At 63.8% G+C, this 9,731-nt stretch carries 9 protein-coding genes; 5 read left to right on the forward strand and 4 right to left on the reverse strand.

Translation table 11 applies throughout. The features are described 5' to 3' along the window. On the forward strand, positions 1-805 hold an 805-nt coding region (locus tag Q0C64_RS12215), incomplete at its 5' end, for an AAA family ATPase (RefSeq protein ID WP_294124115.1). Between the two features lie 43 nt (positions 806-848). On the opposite strand, the gene Q0C64_RS12220 is transcribed toward Q0C64_RS12215, so the two are convergent. Together Q0C64_RS12220 and Q0C64_RS12225 are read right to left on the reverse strand one after the other, a co-directional pair. Next, entirely contained in the window at positions 849-2,933 is a 2,085-nt protein-coding gene (locus Q0C64_RS12220; protein ID WP_294124116.1) for an EAL domain-containing protein, read from the reverse strand. A 105-nt stretch (positions 2,934-3,038) separates the two neighbouring features. Then, entirely contained in the window at positions 3,039-4,259 is a 1,221-nt protein-coding gene (locus Q0C64_RS12225; protein ID WP_294124117.1) for an NAD-dependent formate dehydrogenase, read from the reverse strand. Between the two features lie 153 nt (positions 4,260-4,412). On the opposite strand from Q0C64_RS12225, the gene Q0C64_RS12230 reads away from it, so the two are divergent. The 3 genes from Q0C64_RS12230 to Q0C64_RS12240 all read left to right on the forward strand — a co-directional run bounded on the left by Q0C64_RS12230 (position 4,413) and on the right by Q0C64_RS12240 (position 7,775). Continuing rightward, on the forward strand, positions 4,413-6,101 hold the full coding sequence (locus Q0C64_RS12230; protein ID WP_294124118.1) for a M28 family metallopeptidase: 1,689 nt from the start codon (positions 4,413-4,415) through the stop codon (positions 6,099-6,101). 166 nt (positions 6,102-6,267) lie between these two features. Next, positions 6,268-6,894: a glutathione S-transferase family protein gene (locus Q0C64_RS12235; RefSeq protein WP_294124119.1), complete on the forward strand. Its 627-nt coding sequence runs from the start codon at positions 6,268-6,270 to the stop codon at positions 6,892-6,894. A 14-nt stretch (positions 6,895-6,908) separates the two neighbouring features. Beyond that, on the forward strand, positions 6,909-7,775 hold the full coding sequence (locus tag Q0C64_RS12240; RefSeq protein WP_294124120.1) for a dienelactone hydrolase family protein: 867 nt from the start codon (positions 6,909-6,911) through the stop codon (positions 7,773-7,775). A 97-nt stretch (positions 7,776-7,872) separates the two neighbouring features. On the opposite strand, the gene Q0C64_RS12245 is transcribed toward Q0C64_RS12240, so the two are convergent. After that, the gene (locus Q0C64_RS12245; protein WP_294124121.1) at positions 7,873-8,616 is read right to left on the reverse strand and encodes a Bax inhibitor-1/YccA family protein; all 744 of its coding nucleotides are present in this window, start codon (positions 8,614-8,616) and stop codon (positions 7,873-7,875) included. A gap of 192 nt (positions 8,617-8,808) precedes the next feature. Here Q0C64_RS12245 and thpR point away from each other — a divergent pair, with 192 nt between their 5' ends. Beyond that, positions 8,809-9,342 (forward strand): RNA 2',3'-cyclic phosphodiesterase, encoded by a 534-nt coding sequence (gene thpR / locus Q0C64_RS12250; RefSeq protein ID WP_294124122.1) that lies wholly within the window; start codon positions 8,809-8,811, stop codon positions 9,340-9,342. Here thpR and Q0C64_RS12255 read toward each other — a convergent pair. Further along, positions 9,339-9,731 (reverse strand): amidohydrolase family protein (locus Q0C64_RS12255; protein ID WP_294124123.1); only part of this gene is annotated, 393 nt, incomplete at its 5' end. The two genes, thpR and Q0C64_RS12255, sit on opposite strands and share 4 nt — an antisense overlap.

A 9,731-nucleotide genomic window follows, 5' to 3' on the forward strand; every position in this document is an offset into this window, starting at 1 on the left:
GGGCATTCCGCTGCAGCGATTCGACATGTCCGAATATATGGAGCGCCACTCGGTCAGCCGGCTGATCGGCGCGCCGCCGGGCTATGTCGGCTACGACCAGGGCGGCTTGCTGACCGACGCCGTCGACCAGCATCCCCATTCGGTCTTGCTGCTCGACGAAATCGAGAAGGCCCACCCCGACCTGTTCAACATCCTGCTTAGCGTCATGGATCATGGCAAGCTGACCGACCATCACGGCAAGACAGTCGATTTCCGCAACACCATCCTGATCATGACCACGAATGCCGGCGCCGCCGACATGGCCCGCGAGAGCATCGGCTTCGGCGCGATGACCCGCGAGGATGCGCAGGAGGATGCAGTCAAGAAGATGTTCACGCCTGAGTTCCGCAACCGGCTGGATGCGGTGGTGCCGTTCGCCTACCTGCCGCCGGCGGTGGTCGCCCGCGTGGTCGACAAGTTCATCCTCCAGCTGGAGCTGCAGCTGGCCGACCGCAACGTCCACATCGAACTGGACGACGAGGCGCGGGCGTGGCTCACCACCCGCGGCTACGACAAGCTCTATGGCGCGCGGCCGATGCAGCGGCTGGTGCAGGAGAAAATCAAGCAGCCGCTGGCCGAGGAACTGTTGTTCGGCAAGCTGGTCGATGGCGGCGAGGTTAAGGTGCGCATCAAGGATGGCGCACCGTCGTTCGAGATGATTCCGGCCCCGCCCAAGCCGCCCAAGGGCAAGCCCCCAGTGCCGCCCAAGGCAGCTAAGAAGCCGGCCAGGAAGAAGGCCGGCGGCGAGGCTCCAGCGGCGGAATAGTCAGAAGAGCAAGGGGCCGGGAGGAAGCCTCCGGCCCCTTTTCCTATTTCCCCGTGTCTCCGGACGCGAGATAGTTCGGCGTCATTCCCGTCGATGCGGCAGGCGACGCCTTGGGCGGCTGTTGCAGCAGCTTGAGATTGAACTTTTCCTGGAACTGGCAGCCGAACTGCGTGCCCTTGATCCATCTCACTTTGGCCTCGAGCAGGCTGCCGACGCCAATGTCCAGCTGGACCATCTTGCCGACCGGCATTTCCTCGCGGCATTCGACCAGCGCGCCGCCGCTCGAGATATTCCTGAGGCGCGCGCCCAACACCTGGCCCTCGTAATGCAACAGCGCGGCCCGGATGATCCGGATGCGCGGTTCGCGCGGCGGCAATTGGGCCGGCAGCGCCGCAGTACCTTTCGCGGCGAGCTCTCGGGCTTCCTCAGGTGGCGTCGGCTTGCCGAACAAATAGCCCTGGACCAGCGAGCAGCCGAGGCTGCGGATCAGCGCCAGTTCTTCGTGGGTTTCGACGCCTTCCGCAGTGGTCTGCATCTTGAGGTCGGAGGCAAGCCCGACCATCGCCCTGATGAGCGCGGCATTACGGCTCGTCGGGTCAGACGCGCCGCTGACGAACGACCGGTCGATCTTGATCTTGTCGAACGGCACCCGCTGCAAATAGCTGAGGCTTGAATAGCCGGTTCCGAAATCGTCGAGCGCGAGCTTCACGCCAATCGCCTTGAGGCCGTCAATCATTTCATGGACGTGATCGTCATTATTGAGGAACACGCCCTCGGTAATCTCGAGCTCGAGCTGTCGGGCGTCCAGCTGCGTATCGTTGAGCACCATCCGAACGATCGTCGGCAGGGCGTGCGACTTGAACTGGATCGGCGACAGATTGACTGCCACCGTGATGTGCTTCGGCCAGTTTACGGCCTCTGCGCAGGCGGTCCGCAGCACCCATTCGCCGATCTCGTTGATCAGGCCGATTTCCTCGGCCAGCGGGATGAAGTCCACCGGACTGACCAACCCGCGCTCGGGGTGACTCCAGCGAATCAGCGCCTCGAAGCCGGTGACCTCTTCGCTCGATGCGTCGACGCAGGGCTGGTAGGCCAGCCACAGTTCGCCCTTTTCGAGCGCGACTCGAAGATCCGATTCCATCAGCTGCCGCTGGCGCGCGGCCTCGTGCATATCCAGCGCGAAGAACCGGAAACACCCCTTACCGGCGGCCTTGGCCGCGTAAAGTGCAAGGTCGGCGTCGCGGATCAGATCATCCGAGGTGCGGTCGTCATAATCCGACGTGACGATTCCGATCGACGTGCCGATCGACACTGCGGTGCCATTGATTGTGTAGGGCCGCGACACGCTGTCGATGATGCCCTGCGCCAGCTCAGACAATTCGGCCTGGGATGAAAGGCTGGGCATCACGACCTGGAATTCGTCGCCGCCAAGGCGACCGACCTGCCCCTTGTCGCCGACCTCGTCCGTCAGCCTCAGGGCCACCAGCCGCAGCAACGTATCGCCCGCCGGGTGACCGAGCGTATCATTGACCGCTTTGAAGCGGTCGAGATCGAGCAGGAAAACCGAACAGCGATGCTTCCGGCGAACCGCGCCGACCAGCGCGTCGTCGAGCGCGCGGCGCAACGCTTGCCGGTTGGCAAGGCCGGTGAGCGCATCCTGGCGCGCCAGGCGGTCGAGCTCGACTTCAGACTGCCGCATCCTGGTCAGGTCAGACGCGAAGCCGCGGAAGCCGAAAAAGTGGCCGAGATCGTTGTGTACCGGCCGGCCCGTGATCGACCACCAGGTCTCGTTCTTGGTCTTGGCGCGGACGATCAGGTCCTGGAAGGCGACGTGCGAGGATAGATAGAAGCCGAGGGTCCGCTCGGATGCCGCGGCGCCATCCTCGGTGTCGGTGGTCGTGAGGTCGGTAAAGGGGCGGTCGAGGAGGTCGGCGGGCTCACGCCCCAGTGTCCCCGCAACGCTGTCGCTGATGTAAGACAAGACGCCGTCGCGAGTGGTCTCCCAAAACCACCCTTTTCCGCTGCTTTCAAACTCTTCGAGCAGCTTGTCGGCGCGCGATTCCTGCGGGCGCGATTCAGCCTCCGCAGAATTGTTGCCGCTCCTGAGCAGTCGCCGGAAGTTCCCCACAAATCCTCCTTGGACGTGGGGATTGCCCGATTTTGCTTTAAATTCCGTTAGGGATGCCCACTCCGGTCATTTTTCTTCTTCCAGCGCCCCCGAGCGGGTCCTCCATCATTGCGCCGGAATCTCGAGCTTCGGCTTAAATTTTTCCGCTTCCTCCGAGCCCTTGGTGGCGTCGCCTTCGCTATAGCTGTGCGCTCCCGTACCGGCGAGCGCCCCACCCTGGACTATCAGATACTCGTCGCGGATCGGGCGGCCTTCGAAGAAGCATTCGAGGATCTCGCGCGTCCCGGCGGCGTAGCGCGCCTGGGCTGACAGGCTCGAGCCCGAAATATGCGGCGTCATCCCTTCATGCGGCATGGTGCGCCAGGGATGATCGCGCGGCGCCGGCTGCGGGAACCAGACGTCGCCGGCATAACCGGCCAGGTGGCCGCTGGCGAGCGCCGCGGCAACGGCCTCGCGATTGACGATTTTCCCCCGCGCCGTGTTCACCAGATAGGCGCCGCGCTTCATCTTCGCGATCATCGCGGCATCGAACAAATTGTCAGTCTCTGGATGCAGCGGGCAATTGATCGTGACGACGTCACAGACGCTGATCATCTCGACCACGCTGTCGTGCCATGTGACTCCCAGGTCCAGCTCATCCTGGTCCGGCAGCCGGTGCCGGTCGAAATAATGGAGATGCATGTCGAACGGCTTGAGGCGGCGGAGCACGGCGTGGCCGATCCGCCCAGCCGCGACCGTGCCAACGTGCATGCCTTCCACATCGTAAGAGCGCTCGACGCAATCGGCGATGTTCCATCCGCCGTTCCGCGCCCAGTCATGTGACGGCAGGTAATTGCGCACCAGGCTGAGGATCATCATCACCACATGCTCGGCGACGCTGATCGAGTTGCAGTAGGTGACTTCGGCAACGGTGATGCCGCGGTCGATCGCCGCTTGCAGGTCGACATGGTCGGAGCCGATGCCGGCGGTCAGCGCCAGCTTCAGATTCTTCGCCTTGGCGATGCGCTCGGCGGTCAGATAGGCCGGCCAGAAGGGCTGCGAGATGACCACGTCGGCATCGACCAGTTCCCGCTCGAACACGCTATCCGGACCGTCCTTGTCGGACGTGACGATGAAGGTGTGGCCATTGTCTTCGAGATAGTCGCGCAGCCCGAGCGCGCCCGAGACGCAACCCAGCAGCTGGCCGGGCGTGAAATCGATCGCTTTCGGCGTCGGCAGCGGCGTCCCGTCCGGATATTCGCGAAGCTTGGGAATATCATCCCGCGCATAGCGCAGCGGCATACCGTCGATCGGGTCGTCGTAGAGGACGCAGAGAATCTTCGCCATGGGTGCCTCTCCATCAAAGGGGGACAGGTCACGCGGTACAGCCGACTGTTGCCGGTATTGGCCGTTTGTCGAACTCCTTAGCAGCTTCCTTGACGGGAACGGAAGGCGGTTCCAAACATTCGCCGCTTCACATCCCTGACGGAGTTTGCCCCCTTGCGCTTCACGCTCGCCCCCCTGTCCCTTGCCGCGCTGCTGCTGGCCGGTACCGCAACCGCTGCCCCCTTCACCTTCAGCGGGGCCCGCATGTCGGCCGACGACAAGACGCTCGGTTCCGACGCATTCGAAGGCCGCGGTGTCGCCACCCCGGCCGAAACCAGGACGGTCGACTATCTGATAAACGGATTCAAAGCCGCGGGCCTCCAGCCGGGCGGTCAGGTCGTCAATGGCAAACGCATCTGGACCCAGGACGTGCCGTTGCTCAAATCCGATCATGTCACCACGCCGGTCGTCGCCGTCACCAGTGGTGGCCAGCCCCTGACGCTGCGTCAGGGCGAAGAGATCGCGGTCCGTGCCCCGACCAATGGCCAGCAGAAATTCTCGATTAATAATGCCCCGCTGCTGTTCGTCGGTTACGGCGTCTCGGCGCCCGAACGCGGCTGGGACGATTTCAAGGGCCAGGACGTCCGCGGCAAGATCCTCGTCCTGCTCGTCAACGATCCCGACTTCGAAGGCGGTGAAGGCAATTTCGGCGGCAAGGCTATGACCTATTACGGCCGCTGGACCTATAAATATGAGGAAGCCGCCCGGCGCGGTGCCGCCGGCGTGATGATCGTCCACGAGGCGCTGCCCGCCAGCTACGGTTGGGCGACGGTCAAGAATTCGAACACCAACACCATGTTCGACATTGTCCGCCAGAATCCGGCCGCCGATCACACCGGCTTCGAAAGCTGGATCCAGCGCGACGTCGCGGTAAAGCTGTTCGCCAACGCCGGCCTCGATTTCGACCAGCTGCGCGCCGCCGCGCGGCGCAAGGATTTCGTGCCAGTCGACCTCAAGGCATCGCTCAACGCCAACATCGACGCCAAGGCCGAGACCATCGTCTCCAAGAATGTCGTCGCGCTGCTGCCGGGCAGCAAGCACCCCGACGAAACGGTGCTTTACACCGCCCATTGGGATCACCTTGGCATCGGCCAGCCCGACGCCAACGGCGACCGCATCTATAACGGCGCGATCGATAACGGCACCGGCCTGTCGCACATCCTCGAGCAGGCGCGCAGCTTCGCCGCCGGGCCGCGGCCGGAGCGCTCGATCGTGTTCCTGGCAGTGACGGCGGAGGAAAAGGGCCTGCTTGGCTCGACCTATTATGCCGCGAACCCCCTCTACCCGCTCGGCAAGACGGTCGGCGTGCTCAACACCGATTCCATGGGCGTGTTCGGCCCGGCGCGCGACTTCTCCATTTCGGGCACCGCCAAGCTCGGCCTGCTCGACGACCTTATCCAGGAAGGCGGCAAGATGGGCCGCACCTTCACGCCCGATCCGCATCCGGAAAGCGGCGGCTTCTATCGTTCCGACCATTTCCCGATGGCCAAGGTCGGCGTTCCCGCCATCTCGTTCAAATCGGGCCTCGACCTGGTCAACGGGGGCACCGCGCGCGGCGAAGCGATTTCGGCCGACTATACCGCCAAGCGCTACCACCAGCCCGACGACGAATGGTTGCCCGACTGGGACTTCAGCGGCATGGTCAACGATGCCGAGCTGCTCCACGCGGTTGGCTGGCGGCTGGCCAATTCGCGCGAGTGGCCCAACTGGAGCGAGGATAGCGAATTCCGCGCTGCCCGCGATGCATCGGCTGCTCAGCGGCAGGAAGCCCCTCAACCGGCTGCCTCCGGCGAGCGAGGATGATTATCCTCCCCTGCCTTTGCAGGGGAGGGGGACCACCTGCAAGGTTGTGGAGGGGCCCCTCCGTCAGGCCTGAGGCCTGCCACCCCCCCTGCAAATGCAGGGGAGGAGAGTTTGTTCTCTTTATGTTCTTGCTGTGCTAGGTGCTGAGTCGGAAGGGAGATCCCACATGACCGACATCATTTTCTACCATAACCCGATGAGCCGCGGGCAGATCGTCCGCTGGATGCTGGAGGAGGTCGGGGCTCCCTACGACACCGAGATTCTCGATTATGCCTCGACCATGAAGGGCGACGAGTATCGCGCCATCAACCCGATGATGAAGGTGCCGGCGATCAGCCACAACGGCCGGGTGGTCACCGAATGCGCCGCCATCTGCGCCTATCTCGCCGACATCTTCCCCGAAGCCGGGCTGGCCCCTCGCGAGGACGAAAAGGCCGACTATTATCGCTGGCTGTTCTTCGCCGCCGGACCGCTGGAGCAAGCGGTGACCAACAAGGCGGCGGGTTTCGAACCAACCGCCGAGCGCAGCCGGATGTTCGGCTACGGCAATTACGACCTGGCGGTGAACACCCTCGCCAGCCACCTTGCCGGCCGCGACTATGTCTGCGGCTCGCGCTTCACTGCCGCGGACGTCTATGTCGGCAGCGCGGTGATGTGGGGCACCCAGTTCGGAACCTTGCCCAAGCTCGATCCCTTCGTCGCCTACGGCGAGCGGCTGGCCGGGCGTGAGGCCTACAAGCGGGGCAAGACCGAGGACACCCAGCTGATCGCGGAGATGCAGGCCGCGGGATAATAGGGAGGACGGCGATGGACGGGGACCGGCTTCAGCAGGCGATCGAGCTTTACGACCGCTTCACTCATGAAGGCATGGACCGGCGTGACTTCTTCGCTCGCATGACCCTGATTGCCGGCAGCGCCGCGGCCGCGACCAGCCTGATCGCCGCGATCGCTGCTTCCCCCGCTGCCGCTACAATTGTGCCGCCCGACGACAGCAGGCTGTTCACCCGCACCGGCTCTCTCGGGAAGGCCGGCCTCAACGGTTATGTCGCAATCAGGAAAGGGCCCCGCAAGGCGCCCGTCGTGATGGTCATCCACGAAAATCGCGGGCTCAACCCCCATATCGAGGATGTCGCGCGGCGGATCGCGCTGGAAGGTTTCATCGCCGTCGCACCCGACTTGCTGACTTCGCAGGGCGGCACGCCGGCAAATGAGGACCAGGCCCGCGAGATGATCGGCAAGGTCGACCTGGGTGCGGCAGTCGCGGCGGCGATCACGACCGGCATAGAGCAGGCCCATTTGCCGCGCGCCAACGGCAGATGGGGCATCGTCGGCTTCTGCTGGGGCGGCGCCTTTGTCGACCGGGTGGCGGTTGCGGCCGGCAGCAAGCTCGATGCCGGCGTTTCCTATTACGGCCCGGCACCCAACCCGCCCGAAGCCGTCAGAGTCGAGGCGCCTCTGTTGCTGCACCATGCCGGGCTCGACGATCGCGTCGCGCAGTCCCTGTTCCCGTTCGTCACTGCACTCCGCGAAGCGAACAAGAAGGTCATTTTCCAGGTCTATGACGGCGCCAACCACGCCTTCAACAACGACACGTCGGCGGAGCGCTACAACAAGGCCGCAGCCGATCTCGCCTGGAGGCGCACCATCCGCTTCTTCCACAAATATCTGGGCTAAAAAAAGGGCCCGGCGGATCGCTCCACCAAGCCCTTCTCAATTGCTTTGCCTGATCCTTAGCGGCGGTCGCCCATGAAGCTTCATGGGCTGGCGGCTACTATCGCCTGTCACCCATGAAGCTCAGCAGGAACTGGAACATGTTGATGAAGTCGAGATAGAGGTTCAGCGCCCCCATGATCGCGGTCTTGCCCAACATGTCGGTGCCCGCGACATAGGCGTACATCGACTTGATCTTCTGCGTGTCATAGGCCGTGAGGCCCGCGAACAGCAGCACGCCGATCGCACTGATCGCCATGGCCATTGTACCTGACTTGAAGATGAGAGCGTTCAGGAACATTGCAGCCAGCAGGCCAAATACGCCCATTATGAGGAACGTTCCCCAGCCCGACAGATCCTTTTTGGTTGTATAGCCGTAAAGGCTGAGCCCGAGGAAGGCCGCCGAGACCGCAAAGAAGGTCTGGGCGATCGACGTGCCGGTATAGAGCAGGAAGATGGTCGACATGCTGAGGCCCATCAGCGTTGCGAACGACCAGAACAAAATCTGCAAGGTAGAGGTCTGCATCCGCTGCTGGCCAAAGCTCATCGCGATGACGATGGCGAGTGGCGAAAGGATGATCACCCACGGCAGAAGCCCGCCACCCTGGAACACCTGGGCAGCCATGCCGCTGTTGGCGAACAGCAGGGCGACAATGCCGGTGAGCAGCACCCCCGACGCCATATAATTATAGACCTTGAGCATGTAGGACCGCAGGCCCGCATCGCGCGCGGCGCTGGGGACGCCGACCGACACACGCGGATCATAGCCGCCTGTCGTCGTGCGCGGGTCGAACTGGTTCTGCATTCTCTCTCCTCTTCTGGGGGGCCTCAACGACACATCCCCTAATGGCCGCAATATCGTGGTTGTTCGCGTCCTGTTCAAGCAAAACACGACAAGCGTCATTGCAAGGAGCTGCGTAGCGGCGACGCGGCAATCCAGCCTGGATTGCTTCCCCCGGATTTAATCCGGGGTCGCAATGACGATATAGGGCAAATCATGCATCGCCTGTTCGTCGCGCTTCGGCCACCGCTCGAGAACCGCCGCCGCTGCCTGGCGGCGATGGCCGGCGGCCCGCCGGGATGGGCGTGGCAGGACGACGCCCAGCTCCATGTCACCTTGCGCTTTATCGGCGAGGTCGAGCGGCCGATGGCCGAGGATATCGCGTCCGCGCTGGGCACGATCAGCGCCACCAAGGTCGAGCTGGGCCTCCACGGCGTCGGCTTCTTCGACCAGGGCCGCCAAGGCGTGCTGTTCGCCCGCGCCATTCCGCGCGATCCGCTCGCGGCGCTGCACAAGAAGGTCGACCGGGCCCTGACCAGCGTCGGGATGGAGCCGGAGCGGCGCGCCTTCCTGCCCCACATCACCCTTGCCCGCCGCCGCAAGTCGGGCGCCGACCCGGCCGGCTGGCTGGAGGCCCACGCCGCCCTCGCGGCCGAGCCCGAACCGGTCGGCGAATTCATCCTCTACGAAAGCCACCTCGGCCACGACGGCCCGCACTATGAGCCGATCGCGAAATTCGCCTTGATTTAGTGACACTTCCCCGTACCCGGCCCCTTCACGAACCGTCCCGGCGTCGCGCCGGTATGTTCGCCGTCGCGGAGCACGGGAACGCCGTTGACCAGCACGTGGCGCATGCCGATGGCATATTGTTGCGGCTTGGCAAATGTTGCTTTATCAGAAATCTTGGTGGGATCAAAGATCGCGATATCGGCGAAATATCCGGGCTTGAGCCGGCCACGATTCGTGAGTTTGAGGTTCTCCGCCGGCAAAGCCGACAATCGCCGCACCGCCTCCGCCAGCGACAGGCGTTTTTCGTCGCGCACATATTTGCCGAGCAGCCGCGCGACATTGCCATAGGCGCGCGGATGGGTGCTGGCTTTCAGGAACACGCCCTCCGGCGCCATTGACGCCGCGTCGCT

The organism is Sphingomonas sp. (assembly GCF_023266535.1).
Lineage (GTDB): Bacteria > Pseudomonadota > Alphaproteobacteria > Sphingomonadales > Sphingomonadaceae > Sphingomicrobium.